The sequence below is a fragment of the Tellurirhabdus rosea genome (assembly GCF_026278345.1).
Classification (GTDB): domain Bacteria; phylum Bacteroidota; class Bacteroidia; order Cytophagales; family Spirosomataceae; genus Tellurirhabdus; species Tellurirhabdus rosea.
Genome location: NZ_CP111085.1, coordinates 516,611 through 540,896, shown reverse-complemented (window position 1 = coordinate 540,896; position 24,286 = coordinate 516,611). Strand labels below are relative to the sequence as shown.

Below are 24,286 nucleotides of genomic sequence, written 5' to 3'. Positions count from 1 at the left end.
GCCCGAAAATTTTACTGAATTTACTACGGCCAGAACAAAAAACAAGGCCGACCGGGCTTAAAGTCCGGCGTTACAGGTTAAACCGCAGCCCAATGCCCGACTGCACGTTGAAGAAAAGCGGCTGGGGCAGGACTTCGGCGTAAAGTCCGGCTTCGAGGAAGATGGACGTGGTTTTGTTCGGCATGAAGTATTCAACGCCGCCCACGCCCGAGCCGCCCAGGGAGATGTTGTTGACGTAATCCGTCCGCTGCCCGCTCAGGTTGCGCGGGAAATACCGCCGGGAGCCGACCTGCCCGCCGAAGCCGTAGTAATAATGCAGGGTTTGCGAACTGCCCACATCGCCATGCCATAGGTAGTGGCCCTGAATGGCCAGGCCGACGTTGCGGTAATACCCCTGCCGGTAGCTCCGGACGTTGGCATAGACCCCGCCATAGGTGCCGATATTGACGTCGAATGCGTGGTTTTCGCCGAAGTACTTGCGGACGTTGAGGCCCGCCGGTTCGCCCAGCCGGAAGCCGACGGCCCAGTTGTTGAACTGCGCCTGCGCCCGTTCGGCAGTGAAAAGACCGCTGAGCAGGATCGCCGCAGCGAGGAGAAAACGTTTCTTCATGGTTGTACGGATTGTGTGAACAGGACACGCCTGATAAGAAAAACCCCCACCTGCACCGGCGAGGGTCTTCCGATAAGACGTTTTTAAAACGTCGTTGTTACACTTTCCGCGTATTTTTTTAGCATTTCCAGAAGCCGGTTGTTCTCGGCGGCCGTCCCGACGGTGATGCGGAGGCACCCTTCGCAGAGCGTTACTTTCGAACGGTCCCGTACAATGACCTGATGGTCAATCAGAAAGTCGAATACCGCTTTGGGCTCGTCGAACTGCACGAGCAGGAAGTTGGCGTCGGAGCGGTGTACGCGGCGGACGAGCGGCGAAGCGAGCAGTTTTTCGTGCAGGACCGTACGCTGGTCCAGCACATCGGCCACCATCCGGTCTTTTTCCGCCACGCGGCCGAGGGCCAGCAGCGCCAGTTTCTGCGTCGGAGCCGAGATGTTGTAGGGCGGTTTGATTTTGTTCAGAATCCGGATCAGTTCTTCCGAAGCGAAGCACATGCCCAGCCGCAGCGCCGCCAGTCCCCAGGCTTTGGAAAAGGTCTGAAGCACGACCAGATTCGGGTATTGGTCGAGCAGCGCCGTCATGCTTTCCATCTCGGCGAAGTCGATGTACGCTTCGTCGACCACCACCAGTCCACTGAAGTTTTCAAGCAGCGTCAGGATGGCCTCCCGGTCGACGAGATTGCCCGTGGGGTTGTTCGGCGAACACACAAACAGGAGCTTGGTGGTCGGCTGAACGGCCTTCAGCACAGAGGGTACGTCGATCTGGTAGTCCGGCGTCAGCGGGACTTTGATAACCGGCACATCGTTGATGCCCGCACTGACTTCGTACATGCCGTAGGTCGGCGGCAGAATCAGGATCGAATCGTGTCCCGGCTGGCAGGTGGCCCGCACCAGCAGGTCGATGGGCTCGTCGGAGCCATTGCCGAGGAAAATCTGGGAGGGCCGCACGCCTTTCAGCGGAGCCAGCTTCTCCTTGATGGCCGTCTGGTACGGGTCAGGGTAGCGGTTGTAGGAGCCGTCGGTAGCCGAGCCGAGCGGGTTTTCGTTGGCGTCCAGAAAGACGCCTTCCTTGCCGGTGTATTCATCGCGGGCCGACGAATAGGGCGTCAGCGCGAGGATGTGCGGGCGGAGGATATCGGTTAACGCAAAAGGTTTCATCCGGTGATTGTCAAATAAACCGCTAAGATAACGACAACCGCCGCGAATCGAAAACGGGGAAGGCCGAGTCGGGCCCTGCGAAAAAGGGAACCGGCCCTTTCGCCAACGGAATCAGAAGACAGGAAGCATGGTCAGCTTTTTTCGTGCCGGTGGTAACTTTGGTCGGTGTTGGGGCCGTAAAGGAGTTAATATTGAGGGGGCTAATTTCCTGATATTGAGATACTTATTTTGATATTAATAAAGCGATACAGCAGCAAAGGTAACTTTCATACACCCGCGGTCCGGTTGGGGAAAAGGAAGGCGGAGTACCCTCCACCTTCCTTGGTTTTTCCGGCTACTTTTGCAGGACTTCCTGAAAATCAAGCTGCTGGATCAGGCCCGGATTTTCCGGGGTAAGCGTAAAGAAAACGTTGATCTTCCCGCGTTCGCCTTCCAGTAGAAAATACCCGCGAAGCTGGTTTTCCGGCACCAGTTCGCTCACGCGGACGATGCGACCGACTTTGGTGTACAACTCCTGCACCTGCTTCCTCCGCAAATCCGCGCTTTGGTCCGGGAAGAAGTTTTCGGCAAAAATACCGCTCGCTTCGGCTCCTTTCCAGTCGGGCAGCAGACCGACGAGCTGGTTTTTCCGCAGGGCCAGGATGGGTGAAACGGGAAGCTGCCGGGGTTTGAGGCCGCCAATCGCGATCAGCGTGTCCAGCACCGCCGCGTTGACGCCCCCCGTACCGGCATACGTCAGGTTGGCAAACGAAATCACTCCGAGGCCGTACTCAGGCAGGATGCGCCACTGCGAACCAAAGCCCGGCAACCCACCGCTATGCCCCACGGCCACCCGGTCGCGGCAGTCTTTGGTCCAGTTGAGGCCGTAGCCGTAGCCCACCGTCAAAGGGCATGGGGCGCTGCCGACAGTTCTAGCCTGTGCATTCAGAGCGACAAAATTCCAGGGCTGCTGCATTTCCCGAATCGAACTGCGTTTGACGGGTCCCTTTTCGGACTCGTTGCGGGCGGGCCAGGCGTCCAGATGCAGGGTCACGTATTTGCTGAAATCCTCAATGGTGGTCATCAGGCCGCCCATCGCGCCCCACGAACCGGCATCGTGCAGCGAAGGTTCGAACACCCAGCTGTTGTTCAGCCAGCGATAGCCGGGAGCCAGACGGTCGGCGGGGGCCTTGGTGTATTCCCAGTGCGTATCGTTCATGCCCAGCGGCTTCAGAATGGTTTCGGTGATGTATTGCTGATAGGGTTTGCCCGAGACGTTCGTGATAATTTGCCCGAGCAGCGCAAAGCCGAGGTTGCTGTACTCAAAGGTGATGCCCGGCGGGTTGGAAAGCGAAAGGCCGCTGCCGATCAGTTTGGCCAATTCGGCATCCGAGTCGGCCAGCTGGCGGTCACCCCAGGGATTGTCTTCCGGAAAGCCCGCCGCGTGCGTCATGCAGTGCCGGACGGTAATGGTCGGCGCGTCGGCGGTCAGCGGCGTGAGCGTTTTCAGGGCCGGAACGTAGGTGGCCACGGGCTCGTCGAGCCTGATTTTACCCTCGTCGCGGAGTTTCAGAATCGCCATGGCCGTGATGCTCTTGGTCATGGACGCAATGCGAAAGACGGATTTGGCCGTGGCGGGCGTTTTTTTCTCCACATTGGCCAGACCGATGCCCCCGGCGTATACCAGTTTTCCGTCGAGCACAATGCCGTAGGCCAGGCCGGGGTAATGCGCCTTTTCGGCCCGTTCCCGAAACATTCTTTCGACAATGGGAAAAGCCGCCTGGATCTTCTGAAGCCGGTTCTGATCCGCAAAAACGGGCGGCTGGTAGGTCGTACGGTTGCTGATGGGTGCTTTCTGGGCGAAGACGGTGGTGCCCAGAAAGAGGAAGGGAAGAAGTCGTTTCATAGTTTCCAAAACTACAAAATAGATGCCGTCAGCCAAAGTCCGAACGTTCCCTACCCAAACATGCGTTACCTTTGTCAGGCGGACGGGGTATGCCCCATTTCGGAAATATAGCATATCCCGTCCGCCTGATAAAACAAGAATCGCCTTTGGAAACACGCATTCTGCTCGTTACCCCACCCTTTACCCAAATCAACACCCCGTATCCGGCGACCGCCTATCTGAAAGGCTTCCTGAATACGAAAGGGTACGCTTCGTTGCAGGCGGATCTGGGCATCGAGGTCATTCTGGAACTGTTTTCCGGAAAAGGACTGCGTGCGCTTTTTGACGAACTGGATGCGTCCGATGCCGAACTGACCGAAAACAGCTTCCGGATTTACGCCCTGCGCGACGAATACATCCGAACGATTGACCCGGTGATTCGTTTCCTGCAAAATAAAAACCCGACCCTCGCCCACAGCATCTGCGACCGGACCTACCTGCCCGAAGCGTCGCGCTTTGGTGAAATTGACGACCTCGACTGGGCGTTCGGCACGATGGGAACCCACGACAAGGCCCGCCACCTGGCGACGCTGTACCTTGAAGACCTGTCCGACCTGATCTCCGAGGCCATCGACCCGCACTTCGGCTTCAGTCGCTATGCCGAACGGCTGGGCCGCACCGCTACGCATTTTGACGAGCTGGAAACGGCCCTGATGGCACCTGAAACGCTCATCACCCGCACGCTGACGGGCTTACTGGAAGAGAAAATTCAGCGCTTCGGACCTACGGTTGTGTGCCTGTCGGTGCCGTTCCCGGGGAATCTGTTCGGCGCGCTTAAGTGCGGACAGTACCTCAAAAAGCACCATCCGGACATCGCCGTCGTCATGGGCGGCGGCTACGCCAATACCGAACTGCGGACCCTGCGGGAACCCCGCGTGTTCGACTACCTGGATTACGTCAGCCTGGACGACGGTGAGGCTCCGCTGCTTTCCCTGCTGGAATTTCTCGAAGGCCGCCGCGAAGCGAAGCAATTGAAACGCACCTACGCCCGGACGGAAGGTAAAGTGACCTATTACAACGGGGCACCCGAACGCGACGTGGCCCAGCGCGATACCGGCACGCCGGACTACCGCGACCTGCGGCTGCTGGATTACCTGTCGGTGATTGAAATCGTCAATCCGATGCACCGGCTCTGGAGCGACGGCCGCTGGAACAAGCTGACGCTGGCCCACGGCTGTTACTGGGGAAAATGCTCGTTCTGCGACGTCACGCTGGACTACATCAAACGCTACGAGCCACTGACCGCCGCGCTGATCTGCGACCGAATCGAGGAAATCATCGAACAGACGGGCCAGAACGGGTTTCACTTCGTGGACGAAGCCGCCCCGCCCGCCCTGCTGCGCGACGTGGCGCTGGAAATCATCCGCCGCCGTCTGACCGTGGTCTGGTGGACTAACATCCGGTTCGAGAAAAATTTTACGGCCGATTTATGCCGCCTGCTGAAAGCGTCGGGCTGCATTGCCGTGTCCGGTGGGCTGGAGGTGGCCTCCGACCGGCTGCTGGAACGAATGAAAAAAGGCGTAACGGTAGCGCAGGTAGCCCGCGTAGCCGAAGCCTTCACCCGGGCGGGCATCATGGTCCATGCGTATCTGATGTATGGCTTCCCGACGCAGACCGCCCAGGAGACGATGGATTCGCTCGAAATGGTGCGACAGTTGTTCGAAGCCGGGGTCGTGCAGTCGGGGTTCTGGCACCGGTTCGCCATGACCGCCCACAGCCCGGTGGGGCAGCATCCGGCGGGGTTCGATGTGATGCGCATCGGCCCGGACTTCGGCGGGTTTGCCGATAATGACCTGCACCATGACGATCCGCAAGGAGCTGAGCATGAACGTTTTTCGGAAGGGTTACGAAAGTCTTTGTTCAACTACATGCATGGCGTCGGCTTTGAATTTCCACTCCGCAAGTGGTTCGATTTCAAGACACCGCCGACGACCATTCCGCCCAATTACATCCAGCGGAGCATCCGGGAGCGGGCGCTGAACGACCACCGGCCCAATGCCGTTGTGCTCTGGATGGGCAGCCAGCCGACCGTATCCGTTCTGGAAGTGCAGCAGGGGAGAAAACTGACCGAACGCGCTGAACTCGTGTTTTACAACAAGAAAACCGAATGGGCGCTGGAAACCGGTCTGCCGCTCGGCGAGTGGCTGGAATCGGTGATGCCCCGGCTGGTGATCGGTTCGCACGAGCCGGAGTCGCTGGAAAACCTCAAAGCGGGTTTTGAAGCCGCCGGACTCGGCAGTTTTGCGAAATTCATGGAGTCCGAGACGTGGCGGGTGCTGAAGGAAAACGGGCTGCTGGTCGTGTAGCCGTTTACAGACAATCAGATTTATTTTTATGCCAGAATCACAACCCAACAACCCGCTCCACGGCATTACGCTGGAGACAATTCTATGCGAACTGGTGGCTCATTACGGCTGGGAGAACCTCGGCGACCGGATTCCGATCCGCTGCTTTCAGTTCGACCCGAGCATCAAATCGAGCCTCACGTTTCTCCGGAAAACGCCCTGGGCGCGGCAGAAAGTGGAGGAGTTATACATCCGGATGGTGAGCCGGCGGTGAGGTTTTTCTTTGCGGATTGGTTTTTCCCGCAGTTTAATGTTTCTCGCAGATAGCCGCAGATTTCAGGCGCAGATGCTTGCAGAAAATCAGTTGAATCTGCGCTGAAAATCTGCGGTAATCTGCGAGAACCGTTCCTCTGCTGAAAGCTTCCAAAGGCCTTAATTTTACAAACATGAAATTTCAAGACTACAACATAGCGCCCGAAGTAAAGCGCAACCTCGAAACGCTGGGGTTCAAGCGCCCAACGGACATTCAGTACAAGGCTATTCCTTCCATTCTGAAGGGCGAGGACGTGCTGGCGATTGCACAGACGGGGACGGGCAAAACGGCCGCTTTTGCCATTCCGGCCATTAGCCTGCTGCACGAACGAAAGGTTTCGAGCCGGACCGAAGGCATCAAGTGCGTGGTCATGGAGCCGACCCGCGAACTGGCCCAGCAGGTGACGGAAGTGTTTCAGGAAATCGGCCGGCATACTCGCGTGAAGACGTTCTGCGTCTTTGGCGGGGTGGAGCAGGGGCCGCAGATCGCCCGCCTCGAAAAAGGCATTGACATCCTCGTCGCCACGCCCGGCCGGGTCTTCGACCTCGTGCACCAGGGCCATCTGCACCTGAGCCGCGTGGAACTGCTGATCGTGGACGAGGCCGACCACATGCTCGAACGGGGCTTTCTGAAAGACATACAGGACCTGATCCGCTTTCTGCCGCGCAACCGGCAAACGCTGTTTTTCTCGGCAACCATCGACGAAACCATCAAAAAGCTGGCCTACAAACTGGTCCGCAATGCCGTCCGGATTCAGATTTCACCGGACAATCCGGTCAACAAAAACATCAACCACGCGGTTGCCTTCATCGAAATGGACGACAAGCGGTTCTTTCTGGAACGCTTTATCAAGGAGCATCCCGACAACAAGGTTCTGGTCTTTGTCCGCACGAAAGTCCGGGCAGAGCGGGTCGCCAAGGCGCTCGACCGGGTCGGCATCCGGAGCCTGACCATCCACGGCGACAAGGAGCAGACCGACCGCCTGGCCGTTATGCAGCAGTTCCGCGAGGGCGAAGCGAAAGTCCTCATCGCGACGGACGTGAGCGCCCGGGGCATCGACATTCCGAACGTGGAGTACGTCATCAATTACGACCTGCCCGAACAGCCCGAAAACTACGTCCACCGCATCGGGCGGACCGGTCGGGGCACGGCCAAGGGAGAAGCCGTTTCGTTCTCGGCGCCGGAGGAGAAAGAACTGCTCTTCAGCATTGAGCAATACATCGGCGGCCCCATCGCCCGGATCGACATCACCAAAGCCGATTACATGGCCACCCGCGACCTGAGCGAAGAAATTACCAGCGACCTGAAAGCCCTCCTCAAGGAAGCGGAAGAGTGGGAATCCGGGCGCGGCAAGAAAAAACGGCGGTAGCTTATCGATCCCCTGACCAAAGCCAAAAACTCGTTCGCTAACTCCTTTGAGCAAGAGTTGTGGAATCTATATAGAAAATAAATCTATATAGAAAATATAGACTTACTTCTAATATTTCCAAACCTCAGCCCTCTTCGGGCAGTTACAGGAAGGAAGTCAACTAACTATTTTCCACACGTTATGAAAAAAGGAATGGCAATGGGCCTGATCGCGCTGTCGCTGACAACGGTCACGTATGCCCAGCAAACACGGGATACCCGGACCAACCCGGGCACAAACACCTCGACCAGCGGATCGACGGGTGGTTCGATGAACAGCACCATGGGCATGTCCATGAACATGGAGGAACTCGACCGGATGAACAAGGAAGGCGCGGCCAAGGTAGCGGCGGTGACGCCCACGAGCGCCCCGCTGTCGAGAGCCGATCAGAACCTGATGAAGGAAGTGGCGATGGGCGGCATGATGCAGCTCGAAATCAGCCGGATTGCGCTGGAGAAAGCCAGCACGGACGAGGTTCGCAAAATCGCCCAGGCGGAAGTAGAGGAGCAGACCGGTCTTTCCAACAAACTGAAAGAAATCGCCCAGGCCAAAGGCATGACGCTGCCGACCGAAATGGATTCCAAAACCCAGGCGATGGTTTCCCGGATGCGCAACGCCACGGGCACCAGTTTTGACCAGATGTACCTGCGCGAAAGCGGCGTAAACGGGCATAAAATGCTCGACCAGGTGATGAGCCGGGTCGAAAAGAACGCTTCGGATGCCAGCATGAAAGAACTGGCGGCGGCGGCTCATCCGCTGGTCATTACGCACATGCAGGTTTCCCAGAGCATGCTCGATAATATGAAGGGCAGCGGCACATCGAAAAGTCGATAAAGCCCGGCTGAATAGTCTTTTTGGATAAGGAAAAGACTTTTTTGGGTTTAAATTAGCTACTTGCAAAATCGTAACGCGGAAGGACCTTTCGCGTTACTTTTTTGCGTTTACCGGTTCTTTTTCTGGGATAAAATAGCCTAATTGGTAAGGAAAAGCCATTCCGGCCTCTTTCTCCAATCCTATTTTTCAAAAATCCTATGAACCGTACTCTACCCCGACTGCTTACCGCTCTGCTGGTTTTGCTGGTTACGGTAGCCCATGCGCAGTCGATTCCTTCTCCCAAGGAGCACTTCGGCTTCAACATCGGCGACGACTACCAGCTGGCCACGTTTACCCAGACCGAAGCGTACTTCAAAAAACTCGCCACGTCCGACCGTACCAAATGGGTGGATATTGGCCCGACCGAAGAAGGTCGTCGCCAGTTTATGATGATCGTTTCCTCACCTGAGAACCTCAAAAAGCTCGACCGCTATAAAGAAATTTCGCAGAAAATGGCCCGCGCCGAGGGGCTAAACGACGAACAGGCCCGCGCTCTGGCCAACGAGGGCAAAGCCATCGTCTGGATCGACGGCGGTCTGCACGCCACCGAAACCGTCGGAACGCACCAGCTCATCGAAACCGCCTGGCAGCTGGTGAGCCGCAAAGACCCCGAAACCCTCCGTATTCTGGACAACTGTGTGATTCTGCTCGTGCACGCCAACCCGGACGGACAGGAACTGGTCACCAACTGGTACATGCGTGAACTGAAGCCCGAAAAGCGCTCCCTCGATAACGTACCTCGCCTGTATCAGAAATACATCGGCCACGACAACAACCGCGACTTCTTCATGATGAACATGAAGGAGACGCAGAACATGGGTCGGCAACTGTTCGTCGAATGGATTCCGCAGATCATGTATAACCACCACCAGCGCGGCCCGGCGGGTTCGGTGCTGGCCGGTCCGCCGTACCGCGACCCGTTCAACTACGTCTTCGACCCGCTGATGATCACCGGCATTGATGCGCTCGGCGCGGCCATGTATAACCGCCTGAACGCCGAAAACAAGCCCGGTTTTACCCGCCTGAACGGCGCCAGCTTCTCGACCTGGTACAACGGCGGACTGCGCACGACGACGCACTTCCACAACATGATCGGCCTGCTGACCGAAATTGTCGGAGGCCCGACGCCCGAAAATATTCCGCTGGTGCCGAACCGCCTCATTCCCAACGGAAACACCCCCAACCCGGTGACGCCGCAGAAATGGCATTTCAAGCAGTCGATTGATTACTCGCTTTCGCTCAATTACGCCGTGCTGGATTACGCGGCCCGTCACCGCGACGAACTGCTGTTCAACATTTACCGGATGGGCAAAAACTCCATCGAACGCGGCGCCGCGGATTTCTGGACGCTTTCGCCCAAGCGCGTGGAGGTGATCAATCAGGCGTATCAGGCCGACCAGCGGAAAGCCAACCCGACGGCCTCTACGGCCAGCGCAGCCGACCCGATGGGCTGGTCGAACCGGGGCGGCATCCCGACCAAATACTACGACAGCCTTTTCCGGCAGTCGGCTTCCCGTGACCCGCGCGGCTACATCATCCCGGCTACACAGGCGGATTTCGGAACGGCCGTGAAATTTGTCAACGCGCTGATCCGGACGGGCATTCAGGTGCACCAGGCCACGGCGGCGTTTACGGTAAACGGCAAAAGCTACCCGGCGGGCTCGTACATCGTGAAAACGGCCCAGGCCTTCCGCCCGCATGTGCTGGACATGTTTGAACCGCAGGACCATCCGAACGACTTCCAGTACCCCGGCGGCCCGCCGATTCGTCCGTACGACGCGGCAGGCTGGACGCTGGCTTACCAGATGGGCGTGCAGTTTGACCGGGTTCTCGACAGCTTCGACGGCCCGTTCAAAGCCATTCCGTACGGCGAACTGCAAACGCCGAAAGGGCAGGTGATCGGTACGTCCGGTTTTGTGCTGAGCGCCAAAGCCAACAATTCCTTTATTGCCGTGAACGAACTGCTGAAAGCCGGGATTGAGGTGTTCCGCGTACCGGGCGGCATTCCCGGCAAACCGGAACTGGGCACGGGCGCTTTCTACGTAGCCGGAAACGGAAAAGCGAAGGCCATTCTGGACAAAACAGCCGCAGAACTGGGCGTTTCGGCAACCAGCATCGGCAAACGTCCGGCCGGAGCGGTGAAGCTTTCGCCGATGCGGATCGCCCTTTGGGATACTTACGGCGGCTCCATGCCGTCGGGCTGGGTGCGCTGGATGCTGGAACAGTACAAATTCCCGATGCAGGTGGTGTACGCGCCGGAAATCGACGGCGGTGACCTGCGGAAGAAATACGATGTGATTGTGTTTGTAACCCGGGCCATTCCAGGCGTGGGAAGCAATACCCAGACCAACGAATACGGCTACGCCAGCCGCGAACCGAAAGCCGAAGAACTGCCGGCCGAATACCGTCCGTGGCTCGGAAAAATCTCGGCGGATAAGTCCGTTCCGCAACTGAAGAAATTCATGGAAGCGGGCGGCACCGTGGTGACCATCGGCAGCAGCACCAACCTGGCTTACCACCTTGGGTTGCCCGTCCGCAATGCCCTGGCCGAAATGACCAATGCCGGGGTAGAACGTCCCCTCGGTCCGGACAAATATTTCATTCCGGGAAGCATCCTGCGCGTTTCGGTTGACTCGACGCAGCAGGCGACCTGGGGCATGTCTTCGGAAAGCGACGTGTATTTTGAAGCCAGCCCGGTCTTCAAGCTGTCTCCGGAAGCGGTGGCGAAAGGCAAAGTTCGGCCGCTGGCGTGGTTCCCGAACGCCAAACCGCTGCGCAGCGGCTGGGCCTGGGGACAGGCGTACCTGCAGGACGGAGTAGCCGCTTTTACGGCTCCGGTCGGCGCGGGTAAACTCTTCGCTTTTGGTCCGGAGATTACCTTCCGGGCGCAATCTCACGGCACGTTTAAGCTCCTGTTCAACCAGTTGTACGGCGTGGCGGGGCAATAACCTACGGCTAAATCGTTAAAACGATTAGTCGTTCATGATGAATTATCTGGTGGCCCACGGTTTAAACCGTGGGCTTTTTTTGGCGGAATGGCGTCTTATCGGACCCGGCTCACGAGCCAGACCACTAATAGGCCGAACAGGCTCATCATGCCAAACGACCACTGTAAGTTCAGCGCCTCGGCCAGATAACCCACGATGGGCGGCACCAGCAGAAAGCCGAAATAGGCAATGGTGGTGACGCCGGTAATGATCGACCCCACCGGCCCTTCGCTGTTCTGCGTGGCAATCTGAATCACCAGCGGCACCACGTTGGACGTCCCGAAACCGACCATCACAAAGCCGAGACAAGCCGTAATCGGGTGCGGAAAGGCCGCCGCCAGGAACATTCCGGCGAACATCAAAAATCCGCTGTATTTCAGTACGTTTCGGCGCCCAAGCCGGTTGACCACCCAGTCGCCGGAGAAGCGGCCGAGCGTCATGGCAATCATAAAAAACGTAAATCCGGCCGCCGAAAGGCTTTCGCTGGCCTGCACCACTTTCCGGAAGTAAACCCCGCTCCAGTCGTAGAGCGTGCCTTCGGCAGCCATGGCCGAAAACGACATAAAGCCGAATTTCAACAACGATTTATCGGGAATGACAAAGACCGAGCCGCGTTCGGCCGGACGGTGGCTTACCGGCGGCTGCGGTTTGTCGTGAACCGTGTACGGATGCATTCCCAAAGCCGCCACGACCAGCGCCAGCGCCACAATCAGAAAATGCCAGGCCGGAGTAACGCCCATCGAAATCATCAGCATGCCCAGCCCGGCCCCCGCAAATCCGGCAATGCTCCAGATGCCGTGAAATGACGAAATGATCGAACGGTCGTAGAGGTTCTGCAACTCCACCGACTGCGCGTTGACCGAAATACTGAGCATATTCCGCGCCGAGCCGAAAAAGAACAGCACGAAGGCCAGTTGCCAGCCCGTCGCGGCGAAACCCAGCACGGCCAGCAGGGCGTTCAGGACGAGCGCCCCGACCAGAATCATGACCCGGCTGCTGAAGCGGTTGACCAGATACCCCGTCAGCGGCATCATCAACAGCATACCCATCGGCATCACAAACAGAATGGTGCCCAGTTGAGCCTCGCTTAAGCCCAGCTGGTGCTGAATGTTGGGAATGCGCGACGCCCAGTTGGAAAAGCCGAAACCCGAAATAAAGAAAAAGACCGAAATGGAAAGGCGGGAGAGCCGGAGAGACTTACTGGGAAGGGGTATGCTTAACTCGCTCGAATCGTTTGCCACTGCACTGGAAGAGGTTGTATGAAAGGGTAACCGGCGGCGGAGGTTTTGGGTTCGAAAAGAGTTGCCTCACAAACCGGACCAACGGGCAGTTTGCAAGACAACTCTTTTCGACCTTTACGAAAGCACTTCCTGCGCGACCGGCTTCGGGACGGGCTGCGACATGCCCAGCAGGTTCAGCATTTTTTGCGTCGCCTGAATGGCCGAAACCGTCTGGTCGGAGTCCAGGCCGCGGGTTTTGACATCCTTGTTATTGATGCTCCACGTGATGATGGTCTCGCAAAGGGCGTCGGTTTTTCCACCGGGCGGAATCCGGACGGCGTAATCGGTCAGCATCGGCAGGTGAAGGCACTTCCGGGCGTAGATTTTTTTGAGTGCGTTCATGAAAGCGTCGTACTGTCCGTCGCCCTGCGCGTGTTCCTCAAAAGTCTCCTCGCCCATCCGGACCAGCACCGTAGCGGAGGGCCGCAGCCCTTTGGAATGCGTCAGGACGTAATTCAGAACCGTTACTTTTTCCTCGATGGCGTTGCTGTCCAGCACGTCCGAAATGATGTACGGCAGGTCTTCCCGCGTCACCATTTCCTTGCGGTCGCCAAGTTCGATGATGCGCTGGGTGACTTTCTTCAGATCCTCGGACGACAGTTTCAGGCCCAGTTCCTGCAGATTCTTTTCGATGTTGGCCTTGCCGGAGGTTTTGCCGAGCGCGTATTTCCGCCGCCGCCCAAAGCGTTCAGGCATGAGGTCGTTGAAATACAGGTTGTTCTTGTTGTCGCCGTCGGCGTGAATCCCGGCCGTCTGCGTAAACACGTTTTCGCCGACCACCGGCTTGTTGGCCGGAATCCGGAAGCCCGAGAACGTTTCAACGAGCTTACTGACGGTGTAGAGCGAGTTTTCGTTGACCGCAATTTCAACGTCTTTCACAAAGTCGTTCAGCACGGCCACCGCTGAGGCCAGCGGCGCGTTTCCGGCCCGTTCGCCCATACCGTTGACCGTCAGGTGCAGCCCGTTGGCCCCCGCCCGAACGGCTTCGAGGACGTTGGCGATGCTCAGGTCGTAGTCGTTATGAGCGTGAAAATCGAAATGGGCGTCGGGATAGCGTTCGCGCAGCGTCCGGATAAAGGCATACGTTTCGCCCGGCGTCAGCACGCCGAGGGTGTCGGGCAGCAGGATGCGGCGGACGGGCTGGGTGGTCAGAAAATCGAGCAGCTGGAACACGTACTCGGGGGAGCTGCGCATGCCGTTGCTCCAGTCTTCGAGGTAAACATTGCAGGAGATGTCGTTAATGCGTGCCAACTCGATGACTTGGGCAATGTCCGAAAAGTGCTCGTCCGGTGTTTTCCGGAGCTGGTGGGTGAGGTGGTTGAGCGAACCTTTGGTCAGCAGGTTCATCACCCGCGCACCGGCCGCCAGCATCCAGTTGATGGACGTATCGCCGTCAACGAACGTCAGTACCTCGATCCGGTCCAGCAGACCGGCCTCCCGCGCCCAGTCGGTGATTTTGCGCACGGCCTGAAACTCCCCGTCCGACACCCGGGCGGAGGCGACTTCAATGCGATCGACGCGCACTTCCTGCAGGAGCAATTGGGCAATGGTCAGCTTTTCAGAAGCAGAAAACGACACCCCGGACGTTTGTTCGCCGTCCCGGAGTGTCGTATCCATGATTTCGAGGTATCGTTTGGTCATGGGTTTAGGAATTTTGAATGATTGAATTTTGAATGATAGAATAGCTCCGCAAAAACCTGGACATGGCGCAGCCAATCAATCAAAATTCAATCATTCAACGATTAATATGGGCTCGCCGTGGCGAATTGCTGGATTTCGGCTTTCATGGACTGCAGGTAATCGATGTCGTCGAAGCCGTTCATCATGTTGTGTTTCTTGTAGCCGTTGATCGTAAACGACTCCTGTTCGCCCGTTGCCAGAATCGTGACGGTCTGATCGGGCAGGTTCACTTCAATCTCCGCTTTCGGGTCGGCTTCGATGGCCAGGAAAATCTGGTGCAGAAACTCCGGGCTCACCTGCACGGGCAGGATGCCGACGTTCAGGGAGTTGTTCTTGAAAATATCGGCAAAAAAGCTCGAAATCACGCAGCGGAAGCCGTAGTCGTAAATCGCCCAGGCGGCGTGCTCGCGGCTCGAACCCGAACCGAAGTTCTTGCCCCCGACGAGGATTTGTCCGCCGTAGATCGGGTTGTTCAGGATGAAATCTTCCTTCGGCGTGCCGTCGGCGTTGTAGCGCCAGTCGCGGAACAGGTTGTCGCCAAAGCCCTTGCGCTCGGTCGCTTTCAGGAAGCGCGCGGGGATAATCTGGTCAGTATCCACGTTCTCAATCGGCATCGGAACGGCAGAACTGCGGAGTATGGTGAATTTATCGTATGCCATAAAGGAATTAAAAGTTAAAAGTTAAAAATTAAAAGTTTAAAAGTGGACCGCTGCCCGTGGTAGGCTCCGTCGAAGTGCCTGGTCCCTGGACGAAGCTTACTTTTCACTTTTAATTTTTAATTTTTCATTAACTCGCGCGGGTCCGTTACCACACCCGTTACGGCGGCGGCGGCGGCGACCAGCGGACTGGCGAGGAGCGTGCGGGCACCGGGTCCCTGACGGCCTTCGAAGTTGCGGTTCGAGGTCGAAACGGCGTATTTACCCGCCGGAATCTTGTCGTCGTTCATGGCCAGACAGGCCGAGCAGCCCGGCTGACGCAGTTCGAAACCGGCCGCGTTCAGGATGTCGAGAATGCCTTCTTCCCGGATTTGTGCTTCCACGATATGCGAACCCGGCACGAGCCAGGCCGTCACGTTATCGGCTTTCCGGCGGCCTTTCACGATGGAGGCGAAGGCGCGGAAGTCTTCGATGCGGCCGTTGGTGCAGCTGCCGAGGAAGACGTAATCGATGGGCTTGCCGATGATGGCTTCGTTTTCGTGGAAACCCATGTAGTTCAGTGATTTGGCATAAGAAGCCGCGCCGTCGAGGACCTGGTCGGCCGTCGGGATGGCTTTCGTAATGCCCGTGCCGAGGCCGGGGTTTGTGCCGTAGGTGATCTGCGGTTCGATGTTGGCGGCGTCGTAGACGTATTCGAGGTCGAAGGCAGCGCCTTCCTCCGTGTAGAGCGTCTGCCAGTAGGCGAGGGCTTTGTCCCAGGCGTCGCCTTTCGGAGCCTGTTCGCGGCCGTTGAGGTAGGCAAACGTCTTTTCGTCCGGGGCGATCATGCCGCCGCGGGCACCCATTTCGATGCTCAGGTTGCAGACCGTCATGCGGCCTTCCATGCTCATGCTGCGGAACACCTCCCCGGCGTATTCGACGAAGTAGCCCGTCGCACCGGAGGCTGAGATTTGCGAAATAATGTAGAGCGCCACGTCCTTCGGCAGCACGCCTTTCTGGAGCTGGCCGTCGATGGTGATGCGCATTTTCTTCGGCTTCGGCTGCATGATGCACTGCGAGGAGAGCACCATTTCCACCTCCGAGGTGCCGATGCCGAAGGCGATGGCCCCAAACGCGCCGTGGGTGGACGTATGCGAGTCGCCGCAGACGATGGTCATGCCGGGCTGGGTGATGCCGTTTTCTGGTCCTACCACGTGCACGATGCCGTTTTTGGCGTGGCCGAGGCCCCAGTGCGAAATGCCGTACTTGGCCGAGTTACGGGCTAGCGCGTCGAGCTGGTTGGCCGACAGCGGGTCCTGAACGGGCAGGTGCTGGTTGATGGTCGGGGTGTTGTGGTCGGCGGTAGCGAAGGTCTTGTTCGGGAACATCACGCCGATGCCGCGGCTTTCGAGGCCGAGGAAGGCCACCGGGCTGGTGACTTCGTGAATAAAATGACGGTCGATAAAGAGCACATCCGGCCCGTCCTCAATCTTCCGCACCACGTGGGCGTCCCACACTTTGTCGAAAAGGGTCTGGGGGGTATTCATAGTGTACATTGAAAGTCGTTAGGCAAAGGTGCGCATTTGCCGCCCAACGACCGTCACGGTATACGTTCAGGAAATAGCGATTTTAGTTCAGAGGGGGTATGTGGGAGGGAAACGGTATTGGGGGGATTTTAGAAGGAGATAATTTCCCGCTCTATTTTATAGCTCATACGAGTGTTATGAAAGTTCCTGCAATTGTCGAGCAAAGACCTTTCCTGCATATGCACAGAAAATAGCGATTTTGGCACGTTTTACTGCTTTACGTCTTTGGCTGCTACTTTGGTGACTTTACCGTTTTGAGAAACAACAACATCCGCATTGTCCCGTCTCTTCCGATCAAGCATTCGCTGAACGGCAAGCTGACTACCCTCTAGTACCTTATCTCTGATCTCAACGTGCGTCATAGCTTGCTAATTTATTGAATTTGTCCCATTTCTCCTGAGAGGTAACCACTGCCTCTCCGGTTTCGTTGCTCTCAGCGATGATTTGCGGTGTAGTTTGGGAATTGTCTATCAAGAGCCAATAGTCTGCGCTTGCTTTGTACAAATGTATAAAGTTCTTGATTCCCGCATAGTAGCGGCGGGTTATAGTGTCTTCCGGAATGTTGTGCCCGCCTTCAGCTACACGGATGCGAACCCGCTCTTTGGCAAGTTCCACCGAGTCTAACCAATAATAGATCAGGTTGATAGTATAGCCAGATAGCCTTGCTTTGTGGATTAAGCCTACAAAGCTCCTTGTCGAAAGCGTAGTCTCAAAAGCGAAATCCTCCTTTTGTGCAATCAAATCGCTCATTCGCCTCAGCATGATTTTGCCAGCTTCAATGGAAACTTTTTCGGGTTGGAAAGGGGAGAGGCCACGGGCAATTTCATCTGCATTGACAAATTCTCTGACTTCAAGCAGTTCTGGAAGAACAGTGTAGGAAGCTGTAGTCTTGCCTGCTCCGTTGCAGCCGGATATGATAAATAGGTCGGGCACTGCTTTTTGTCGCAATTTAGGCAAACTTCTAACCGGAAGGCATTCTTCCGGCGGGGAAAGAGCAATTCAGCCAACGTTTTGGGTATTGCTGAAGGCGGGGAATTTTGGCACTACCGCTTAATAAAATCACAAATCTTCTATTATTTCCGACAACCGAATAGTATAGCGTCAGCCCCGCTTTTGGCAATACGTTGTTAGCGGCTGTTAATACTTTTAAGTTTTCTCAAAGCCAATTCAGCAATATCTGAGGGTTGATGGCTCCTTGCATCCAAGTAACCTACTGTCTTATCAAGTTCAGGTAGTTGTGTGTCATCAAATCTCACTGGCAGTATGTACTCTCTATTCTCTTTAAATACTCTCGCTTGCGCACTCTTTAATTCGTGGTTAGTCCAATGCTTTCTTGAATATGCTTCGCTAATGAAAATGATTGTGAATTTGCATTTGGTCTTATATATTTCGTTTAGATGCTGGTAAAGATTTTTTCCCCAAAGACTGTCAGCTTCAAAAGAGTCGTAAAATACCTTAACTCCGTTTTCTCGTAGAATCAGTGCAACATTTTCAACAAAAGATCTGTTTTCGCCTGCAAATGATAGTCCTATATCGTAGTCTGATTTCTCCAAGCCTTCGGGGATTGTCAGTGATTGTTCTACTGAAGCAATCGTTTCATTTGCTTTTATGGTAAATTCTTTTCGCCAATTGTGGTATTGATTAATAATTACCTCTCTAATCTCATTATCTGGTTTACCTTTTTGGACAATTTCAATCCTTTGGCTGCATAGTTCCACAAATTTTTGACCCTCTGTTTGGAATACATCTATAAACAATGCATTGCATAATGAATATATTTCTTCTGGAATTGAATGCTTTTCCGCCAAAATAAATTTGTAAGTATCAATTGCCCAATTCCATTTCATCGGTTCCATTACAGGACTCTTAGAAATGTAATCCAAAAAATCATGGTTAAGGAAATCACGTGTCAATCGTAATTTTTCTGCTAATAAGTGTAATGCCTTAATTTTTTCTTGATTCATAATTCAATGCTTTGTCTAATTACATGCATTGCCCAATTGCCACCAACTCGTAAATAGACGCAAGCTTCCAGCTTGCTGTAACGATAGGAAAAATCTGTAAATTATAAAAACTACTTTTTAAAAAAATTATTACGGTTTGATAGTTAAGGTGTTAAGAGAGGTTTATTCCTTTTGTTGGGTGTAAGCAATAAAAATTGCGAAGTACATTATGGATAAACAAGGTCTTCTACAGCAATACAAAATGCGCACTGCGTCATCAATGAAACTTTTTTCGGCTTTGACAATACAAAAAACGCATCGTTTTTAAATTCGAGTATTTTATGCTTATCCGCCTTGCAAATAGGAATGCTCAAAGTGCGCTTACTATAAACTAATTACAGACATGAGTACTCGAGAGCACCATAACGGCATTCTGTGTGTATGCTACGTCAACTCGACTACCCCCAAACCATCGCCACCTTCCCCCTTGTCCGCATCCCTTCAATATACCGAATCGCTTCTGGAATGTCCGTATACGGATAGGTCTTCTCCAGATGAACCCGGAGCTTCCCCGCCTGCATCAACCGGGCCAGTGTCTCTAAATCCTTTGTGTTGCATTCCGCCGTAAACTGCGTAAGCGGATACTGCCGGAGTTTGGCTTCCAGATTCAGCGAAATCATGTGTTGCAGGGTGGTGAACCCCACCACGACCCCGCGCTGGCCCATGCGCCGGTAGTCCCTGTACGTCAGGTTGCCGTGGGTGTCCACAAGGAGGTCGTACTTTCCGGTATGCTGATGAATGCTTTCCTTGTCATAGGCAATCACCCGGTCTGCTCCCAATAAAGTCACAAAATCGCTGTTTTTACCCGAACAGACCGCGGTTACGGTCGCTCCGTACGCTTTGGCGATCTGCACGGCCAAATGTCCCACGCCCCCGGACGAGCCGTTGATCAGCACGGATTCGCCTTCCCGCAGCTTTCCATACGTGATGAGGGCCTGCAAAGCTGTGACGCCCGCAATGGGTACCGCAGCCATTTCGGCAAAGCCCGTTCCGTCCGGCATTTTGCCGCACATCGTCGCCGGGATGGAGATATACTCGGCAAAAGCGCCGCCTTGCAAAGTTTCGCCAAAGACCCGGTCGCCGGCGGAAAAATGCGTCTCCCCGCTGCCGACTTCCTCGACAATGCCCGCAAAGTCGGCGCCCAGAATCTTGATGCTAGGTTTGAACAGGCCGAATTCAAAGCGGGCCAGAATCGGCTCCCCGCGCAGAATATGCCAGTCGGCGGGATTGGCCGAGTTCGCCATCACTTTTACCAGAATGTGGTCCTCTTTAACCGTCGGCTTTTCGACTTCCTCCAGGTGGAGTACTTCCGGACCTCCGTATTGTGTTTTCGTAAACGCTTTCATCGGGGACAGAACGGGTTGGTTGTGCAGGGGCAGAAACGCCCTTTCGATAGCCATATTAAGGCAAAAACACCTTTCGCTGTCCGGCGACTTGATAAGCGGTCGTTTGGCTTGAGGGTAACGGCGGCAGTCGGGATTGGCTTCGGGTGGGCGAAACCGTTGCGCCGGTCGGGGGAGAAGGGCGTCAGGCCGTCACTCCGTTCCGCTTCGGCGTAGTCCCGTACTGCTGCTTATACGCCTTGATGAAGTGCGAGACGCTTTCGTAGCCGATTTCCATGCTCACTTCCGAGACGTTCTTGTCCGTATTGCGCAGCAGAAAATGCGCGTGTTCGAGGCGTTTGTGCCGAATCCAGTGGCCGGGGGACGTGCGGAAATGCGCCTCAAAATCCCGTTTGAAGGCCGACAGACTCCGGCCCGAGAGGCGCGCCAGTTCGGCCATCGACAGGGGCTTGAGCAGGTAGGTGTTCATCAGGTAGTCGAGGTCGGCTTTCTGGCCCTGGGAGATGTGCAGCAGGATGGAGCGGAGTTTGCCCGAGGTGTCGAGTTCGAGCAGGTGGAGCAGCAGTTCCTGAAACTTGAGCCGCAGCAGTTCGTTCAGAAATGGCGTTTTGGCACCAAAATAAGGCAGCAGCGATTGAATGAAGGTCGAAAAGGTAGGGGAGGCCGTCAGCGACAGAATGGGCTCGGCCGGGGGCGCAGACGGGTCTGATATGGCTCGTACGTTTCTGAAAATGCCGAGGTGCTGGCTGACGAATTCCTTCAGGAGCTTCTCCGGGAAGAAGAAGACCAGACTCCGGTAATTGGGGTCCATCGACTCGTTCATCGAGTAGCAGCCCCGCTGGAAAAACAGAATCTGTCCCTTGTGAACGTGCAGGTCCTGCGTCGGCGAGGCGAATTTTTTCTGGCCTTCCAGCACGAAAATAACGGCATGTTCCTCGAAAAAGACCTCGTTCCGTTCCGGGTACACGTCGCTGCGGTACGCCACAAACGTCATGTCCTGAATCTGCAGGGACTGGAAGGTGGCGGGGTTGATGGAAGAAGGAACGCGGAGCATAATCGTGTTTTTTAACCACAGAGTTACACGGAGTTTGGCACAGAGTTTTTACCTTTTAGCCTCTGTGCCAAACTCCGTGTAACTCTGTGGTTAATCAAAAATCAAGCCTCCGCTTCCAGCATCAACGCCCCCACCGTCACGTTCGACGTTTCATCGATCAGGATCGCCCCGCCGTTGACGCGGTTCTTCTGATACGGGTCGAAGCTCACCGGCTGGGCCGTTTTCAGCACCACCTTGGCGATGTCGTTCAGCTTCAGGCTTTCGACGCCTTCCGTCTCCTCGTAGGTATTGACGTTCAGCTGGTAGCTGATGTCGCGGATGACGCAGCGCGTCCGGAAGGTGCCGTGCTGCAGCAGGTATTTGCTGCCGATTTTCAGTTCCTTGGTGTCCATCCAGCACAGCATCGCTTCGATGTTCTGCGACACTACGGGCTGGTTGTCGGTCTTCACGATGAGGTTGCCCCGGCTGATGTCCACATCGTCGGCGAGGTGCAGCACGACGGACATGGGCGCGAAGGCTTCCTCTTGATGCCCTTCGAAAACCTCAATGGCGTCGATGGTCGAGGTTTCGCCGGAAGGCAGCACGGTCACCGAATCGCCCTTCCGAAAGATGCCGCTGGTGATTTTTCCGGCATAACCCCGGTAGTCGTGGAGTTCGGTCGTCTGCGGACGGATGACGTACTGCACGGGGAACCGCGCGTCCGTCAGGTTGGCATCCTGGTCGAGTTCGACGGTTTCGAGGTAGTCGAGCAGGGCCGGACCTTCGTACCACGGCATGTTGTCGGACTTGTCCACGACGTTGTCACCGTTGAGGGCGCTCATCGGGATATAGGTCACGTTCGAGACGTTCAGCTTCTTCGCCAGTTCGTTGTACTGGATGCAGATGTCCGAGAACGTATCCTGCGAGTAGCCCACTAGGTCCATTTTGTTGACGGCCACCACGATGTGCGGAATGCCGAGCATCGACGCGATGAGCGAGTGTCGGCGCGTCTGTTCCACCACGCCGTTGCGGGCGTCGACGAGCACGATGGCGAGTTCGCAGTTGGAAGCGCCCGTCACCATGTTGCGGGTGTACTGGATGTGTCCCGGCGCGTCGACGATGATAAATTTCCGCTGGGGCGTCTGGAAGTAGCGATAAGCTACGTCGATGGTGATGCCCTGTTCGCGTTCCGAGCGGAGGCCGTCGGTCAGCAGCGCGAGGTCGATTTCCCCGTTGTCGCGGCTTTTGCTGGCGCGTTCGATGGCTTCGAGCTGGTCGGCCAGAATCGATTTGGAGTCGTACAGAAGGCGACCGATGAGCGTGCTTTTGCCGTCATCCACCGAGCCGCAGGTTATGAATCGAAGTAAATCCATTTCGGTAATGAGTGAAAGAGTGAGAGAGCGAAAGAGTGAATGCACAACCGCGCTCTTTCACTCTTTCGCTCTTTCGCTCATTAAAAATATCCTCCCTTTTTCCGGTCTTCCATCGCCGCTTCGGACACCTGGTCATCGATGCGCGTTTCGCCGCGTTCGGAGATGCGGGTGGCCTGAATCTCGTTGATGACATCGTCCAGCGTCGACGCGTCGGACTCGACGGCAGCCGTGCAGGAAATGTCGCCAACGGTTCGGAAGCGCACTTTCCGCGTCACGATCTGGTCGGTTTCCTCGCGCTGGATAACGCCGCCGGCCGTAGCCAGCAGTTTACCGTCGCGCAGGATACACTCGCGGTCGTGGGCGAAGTAGATGCCCGGCAGGTCGATTTTTTCGCGCTTGATGTAGTTCCAGACATCCAGTTCGGTCCAGTTCGAGATCGGGAACACGCGGACGTTTTCTCCTTTGTGAATCTTGCCGTTATAGGTGTTCCAAAGCTCCGGACGCTGCCGCTTCGGGTCCCAGGAGCCGAATTCGTCGCGGACGGAAAAGACCCGTTCTTTGGCGCGGGCTTTCTCCTCATCCCGGCGGGCACCCCCGATGCAGGCGTCGAATTCAAACTCTTCGATGGTATCCAGCAGGGTAAACGTCTGCAAGCCGTTGCGGCTGGCGTTGCGGCCGGTCGGCTCCTTCAGCTTTTTCTCCCGAATGGTGTCTTCCACGTAGCGGACGATCAGCTTTTCGCCCAGCCGTTCGGCCAGATTATCGCGGAAATCGAGGGCTTCCTGAAAGTTATGGCCCGTATCGATATGCACCAGCGGGAACGGGAATTTGCCCGGACGGAACGCTTTCAGGGCCAGATGCACCAGCGTAATGGAGTCTTTTCCGCCCGAAAACAAGAGCGCGGGCCGCTCAAACTGCCCGGCCACTTCGCGCATGATATGAATCGCTTCGGATTCGAGTTGATCGAGATAATCGAGTTTCATTTTTTTAATGATTGAATGATAGAATGACTAATTGACTGAATGGTAGACAGGCGAAGCCTAATCAATCATTCAATCATTCAGTCAATCAGTCATTTTGCATGGAGTCCACATTCCTTCTTCGACTGGTCTTCCCACCACCAGCGGCCGGCGCGGAAGTCTTCGCCTTCGCGGATGGCGCGGGTGCAGGGCTGGCAGCCGATGCTCACAAAGCCTTTGTCGTGCAGGGGATTGTAGGGCACGTTGTTGGCCCGCACGTAGTCTTTGACCTGCTCAAACGACCAGTTCATCAGCGGGTGAAACTTGAACAGCTGGTGGCTTTCGTCCCATTCGAGCTGCGTCATGGTCTGCCGGTTGGGCGACTGTTCGGCGCGGATGCCCGTAATCCAGATTTTGTTGCCCGCCAGCGCCCGGTTCAGCGGCTCCACCTTGCGGAGAAAGCAGCATTCCTTGCGGTTTTCGACCGATTCGTAGAAGCTGAACGGGCCTTTTTCGCTCATCAGTTTTTCGATGGCTTCCTGATTGGGAAAGTAGCTTTCTATTCGGGCGTCGTAGCGACTGTTGGTCTTGTTCCAGACCTGATACGTTTCGTGAAACAACCGGCCCGTATCGAGCGTAAAGACCCGAATGGGAATGTTGTTCGCAAAAATCATGTCCGTTACCACCTGGTCTTCGTAGCCGAGGCTGGTCGAAAAAACGACCTGACCCGGAAACAACTCTGCCAGTGTCCGCAGCGCGTCGACTTCGGATTTACCCGCCAACTGCGCCGACAGGCTTTCGAGTGTATAGGAAGGTTCTGCAATCATATGTATCTGC

19 protein-coding genes are annotated in these 24,286 nt (G+C 55.8%); 5 read left to right on the top strand and 14 right to left on the bottom strand.

Going from position 1 to position 24,286, the window contains the following annotated elements; genetic code table 11:
* Positions 1–70: 70 nt before the first annotated feature.
* The 3 genes from ORG26_RS02190 to ORG26_RS02180 form a co-directional block, all read right to left on the bottom strand.
* A complete protein-coding gene (locus ORG26_RS02190; RefSeq protein ID WP_266366887.1) occupies positions 71–610 on the bottom strand; it encodes a hypothetical protein in 540 nt (179 codons plus the stop codon).
* Between the two features lie 83 nt (positions 611–693).
* On the bottom strand, positions 694–1,767 hold the full coding sequence (gene hisC / locus ORG26_RS02185) for a histidinol-phosphate transaminase (RefSeq protein ID WP_266366886.1): 1,074 nt from the start codon (positions 1,765–1,767) through the stop codon (positions 694–696).
* A 334-nt stretch (positions 1,768–2,101) separates the two neighbouring features.
* Positions 2,102–3,652 carry a serine hydrolase domain-containing protein gene (locus tag ORG26_RS02180; protein ID WP_266366885.1) on the bottom strand — a complete coding sequence of 517 codons (1,551 nt, stop codon included), beginning with the start codon at positions 3,650–3,652 and terminating at the stop codon, positions 2,102–2,104.
* A 146-nt stretch (positions 3,653–3,798) separates the two neighbouring features.
* On the opposite strand from ORG26_RS02180, the gene ORG26_RS02175 reads away from it, so the two are divergent.
* The 5 genes from ORG26_RS02175 to ORG26_RS02155 all read left to right on the top strand — a co-directional run bounded on the left by ORG26_RS02175 (position 3,799) and on the right by ORG26_RS02155 (position 11,518).
* The gene (locus ORG26_RS02175) at positions 3,799–5,997 is read left to right on the top strand and encodes a B12-binding domain-containing radical SAM protein (protein WP_266366884.1); all 2,199 of its coding nucleotides are present in this window, start codon (positions 3,799–3,801) and stop codon (positions 5,995–5,997) included.
* 28 nt (positions 5,998–6,025) lie between these two features.
* Positions 6,026–6,250 (top strand): VF530 family protein, encoded by a 225-nt coding sequence (locus ORG26_RS02170; RefSeq protein WP_266366883.1) that lies wholly within the window; start codon positions 6,026–6,028, stop codon positions 6,248–6,250.
* A gap of 172 nt (positions 6,251–6,422) precedes the next feature.
* The gene (locus ORG26_RS02165; protein WP_266366882.1) at positions 6,423–7,658 is read left to right on the top strand and encodes a DEAD/DEAH box helicase; all 1,236 of its coding nucleotides are present in this window, start codon (positions 6,423–6,425) and stop codon (positions 7,656–7,658) included.
* 180 nt (positions 7,659–7,838) lie between these two features.
* The gene (locus ORG26_RS02160; protein ID WP_266366881.1) at positions 7,839–8,531 is read left to right on the top strand and encodes a DUF4142 domain-containing protein; all 693 of its coding nucleotides are present in this window, start codon (positions 7,839–7,841) and stop codon (positions 8,529–8,531) included.
* A gap of 197 nt (positions 8,532–8,728) precedes the next feature.
* The gene (locus tag ORG26_RS02155) at positions 8,729–11,518 is read left to right on the top strand and encodes a M14 family metallopeptidase (RefSeq protein WP_266366880.1); all 2,790 of its coding nucleotides are present in this window, start codon (positions 8,729–8,731) and stop codon (positions 11,516–11,518) included.
* Between the two features lie 95 nt (positions 11,519–11,613).
* On the opposite strand, the gene ORG26_RS02150 is transcribed toward ORG26_RS02155, so the two are convergent.
* The 11 genes from ORG26_RS02150 to ORG26_RS02100 all read right to left on the bottom strand — a co-directional run bounded on the left by ORG26_RS02150 (position 11,614) and on the right by ORG26_RS02100 (position 24,276).
* Entirely contained in the window at positions 11,614–12,798 is a 1,185-nt protein-coding gene (locus ORG26_RS02150; protein WP_266366879.1) for an MFS transporter, read from the bottom strand.
* A 114-nt stretch (positions 12,799–12,912) separates the two neighbouring features.
* The gene (locus tag ORG26_RS02145) at positions 12,913–14,478 is read right to left on the bottom strand and encodes an alpha-isopropylmalate synthase regulatory domain-containing protein (RefSeq protein ID WP_266366878.1); all 1,566 of its coding nucleotides are present in this window, start codon (positions 14,476–14,478) and stop codon (positions 12,913–12,915) included.
* 101 nt (positions 14,479–14,579) lie between these two features.
* Positions 14,580–15,176, bottom strand: a complete 597-nt coding sequence (gene leuD / locus ORG26_RS02140; protein WP_266366877.1) for a 3-isopropylmalate dehydratase small subunit — start codon at positions 15,174–15,176, stop codon at positions 14,580–14,582.
* A 116-nt stretch (positions 15,177–15,292) separates the two neighbouring features.
* On the bottom strand, positions 15,293–16,699 hold the full coding sequence (leuC, locus tag ORG26_RS02135; RefSeq protein WP_266366876.1) for a 3-isopropylmalate dehydratase large subunit: 1,407 nt from the start codon (positions 16,697–16,699) through the stop codon (positions 15,293–15,295).
* A gap of 387 nt (positions 16,700–17,086) precedes the next feature.
* Entirely contained in the window at positions 17,087–17,671 is a 585-nt protein-coding gene (locus ORG26_RS02130; RefSeq protein ID WP_266366875.1) for a zeta toxin family protein, read from the bottom strand.
* A gap of 194 nt (positions 17,672–17,865) precedes the next feature.
* Positions 17,866–18,702 carry a toll/interleukin-1 receptor domain-containing protein gene (locus tag ORG26_RS02125; RefSeq protein ID WP_266366874.1) on the bottom strand — a complete coding sequence of 279 codons (837 nt, stop codon included), beginning with the start codon at positions 18,700–18,702 and terminating at the stop codon, positions 17,866–17,868.
* 437 nt (positions 18,703–19,139) lie between these two features.
* Positions 19,140–20,141 (bottom strand): NAD(P)-dependent alcohol dehydrogenase, encoded by a 1,002-nt coding sequence (locus tag ORG26_RS02120; RefSeq protein WP_266366873.1) that lies wholly within the window; start codon positions 20,139–20,141, stop codon positions 19,140–19,142.
* Positions 20,142–20,268: 127 nt separating this feature from the next.
* Positions 20,269–21,138, bottom strand: coding sequence for a helix-turn-helix transcriptional regulator (locus ORG26_RS02115; protein ID WP_266366872.1), 870 nt, complete (start codon positions 21,136–21,138; stop codon positions 20,269–20,271).
* A gap of 101 nt (positions 21,139–21,239) precedes the next feature.
* Entirely contained in the window at positions 21,240–22,490 is a 1,251-nt protein-coding gene (gene cysN, locus ORG26_RS02110) for a sulfate adenylyltransferase subunit CysN (RefSeq protein ID WP_266366871.1), read from the bottom strand.
* A gap of 80 nt (positions 22,491–22,570) precedes the next feature.
* Complete coding sequence (gene cysD, locus ORG26_RS02105) at positions 22,571–23,473, bottom strand: sulfate adenylyltransferase subunit CysD (RefSeq protein ID WP_266366870.1); 903 nt, start codon at positions 23,471–23,473, stop codon at positions 22,571–22,573.
* A gap of 89 nt (positions 23,474–23,562) precedes the next feature.
* On the bottom strand, positions 23,563–24,276 hold the full coding sequence (locus tag ORG26_RS02100) for a phosphoadenylyl-sulfate reductase (protein ID WP_266366869.1): 714 nt from the start codon (positions 24,274–24,276) through the stop codon (positions 23,563–23,565).
* Between the last annotated feature and the right edge of the window lie 10 nt (positions 24,277–24,286).

Bases quoted from the DNA above. Each gene is read 5' to 3' on its own strand.
- ORG26_RS02115 (WP_266366872.1), bottom strand. From the start codon at position 21,138: ATGCTCCGCGTTCCTTCTTCCATCAACCCCGCCACCTTCCAGTCCCTG.
- ORG26_RS02145 (WP_266366878.1), bottom strand. From the start codon at position 14,478: ATGACCAAACGATACCTCGAAATCATGGATACGACACTCCGGGACGGC.
- ORG26_RS02120 (WP_266366873.1), bottom strand. From the start codon at position 20,141: ATGGCTATCGAAAGGGCGTTTCTGCCCCTGCACAACCAACCCGTTCTG.
- hisC (WP_266366886.1), bottom strand. From the start codon at position 1,767: ATGAAACCTTTTGCGTTAACCGATATCCTCCGCCCGCACATCCTCGCG.
- cysD (WP_266366870.1), bottom strand. From the start codon at position 23,473: ATGAAACTCGATTATCTCGATCAACTCGAATCCGAAGCGATTCATATC.
- ORG26_RS02190 (WP_266366887.1), bottom strand. From the start codon at position 610: ATGAAGAAACGTTTTCTCCTCGCTGCGGCGATCCTGCTCAGCGGTCTT.
- cysN (WP_266366871.1), bottom strand. From the start codon at position 22,490: ATGGATTTACTTCGATTCATAACCTGCGGCTCGGTGGATGACGGCAAA.
- ORG26_RS02170 (WP_266366883.1), top strand. From the start codon at position 6,026: ATGCCAGAATCACAACCCAACAACCCGCTCCACGGCATTACGCTGGAG.
- leuC (WP_266366876.1), bottom strand. From the start codon at position 16,699: ATGAATACCCCCCAGACCCTTTTCGACAAAGTGTGGGACGCCCACGTG.
- ORG26_RS02100 (WP_266366869.1), bottom strand. From the start codon at position 24,276: ATGATTGCAGAACCTTCCTATACACTCGAAAGCCTGTCGGCGCAGTTG.
- ORG26_RS02165 (WP_266366882.1), top strand. From the start codon at position 6,423: ATGAAATTTCAAGACTACAACATAGCGCCCGAAGTAAAGCGCAACCTC.
- leuD (WP_266366877.1), bottom strand. From the start codon at position 15,176: ATGGCATACGATAAATTCACCATACTCCGCAGTTCTGCCGTTCCGATG.
- ORG26_RS02155 (WP_266366880.1), top strand. From the start codon at position 8,729: ATGAACCGTACTCTACCCCGACTGCTTACCGCTCTGCTGGTTTTGCTG.
- ORG26_RS02125 (WP_266366874.1), bottom strand. From the start codon at position 18,702: ATGAATCAAGAAAAAATTAAGGCATTACACTTATTAGCAGAAAAATTA.
- ORG26_RS02180 (WP_266366885.1), bottom strand. From the start codon at position 3,652: ATGAAACGACTTCTTCCCTTCCTCTTTCTGGGCACCACCGTCTTCGCC.
- ORG26_RS02160 (WP_266366881.1), top strand. From the start codon at position 7,839: ATGAAAAAAGGAATGGCAATGGGCCTGATCGCGCTGTCGCTGACAACG.